This window comes from Anaerotignum sp. (genome assembly GCF_031981185.1).
Taxonomy (GTDB): domain Bacteria; phylum Bacillota; class Clostridia; order Lachnospirales; family Anaerotignaceae; genus Chakrabartyella.
Genome location: NZ_DALYUL010000029.1, coordinates 1 through 514, shown reverse-complemented (window position 1 = coordinate 514; position 514 = coordinate 1). Strand labels below are relative to the sequence as shown.

The following is a 514-nucleotide window of genomic DNA, read 5'->3' as shown; positions in this document are numbered from 1 at the left end:
AGATCCTTCGACCATTAGAACCGAATTCATTAGGAAATAAAGAGAAGAATTTTGATGAGCGTTTCTATCAAATTGCAAAGGAGACAGGGCTAAGCGCCAATACAGTATATACTATATTCAGTAATATTACGAAGGAAGGAAAAACAGAATATACCTCAAAAGAGCTAGCGGATATTTGCCGTGTCAGTATTCGAACGATGGATAGAATAATTTTACGATTAGCTGATGCTGGGTACTGTCAGGTAGTTGGTGAAAAATTAATGAGCAAATACGGTAGACCTAGTAGAATACTTCGCTTTAAACCGTTTTTGCTATTTTAAATTTTTAAAGTGAGATTAACGAAAACAAGAAAATACATTTATTTCATTACGGAATATATTTGTAGTGAGACAAGTATTAACAAGGAGTAATATGGCAATACTAGATAGTAGATAACTCTCTGTTCTAGTACTGAGGACAAAATTGAAAAAAACAACAGAAAAAGACAAATTAGTCTTGACAGGATAGAAATGGC

1 protein-coding gene is annotated in these 514 nt (G+C 33.3%); it reads left to right on the top strand.

Annotation, left to right across the window (positions count from 1 at the left end; all coding sequences use genetic code 11):
• Nucleotides 1–320: hypothetical protein (locus RTK36_RS13985; RefSeq protein ID WP_331655069.1), on the top strand; the 320-nt coding region annotated here is incomplete at its 5' end.
• Between the last annotated feature and the right edge of the window lie 194 nt (nucleotides 321–514).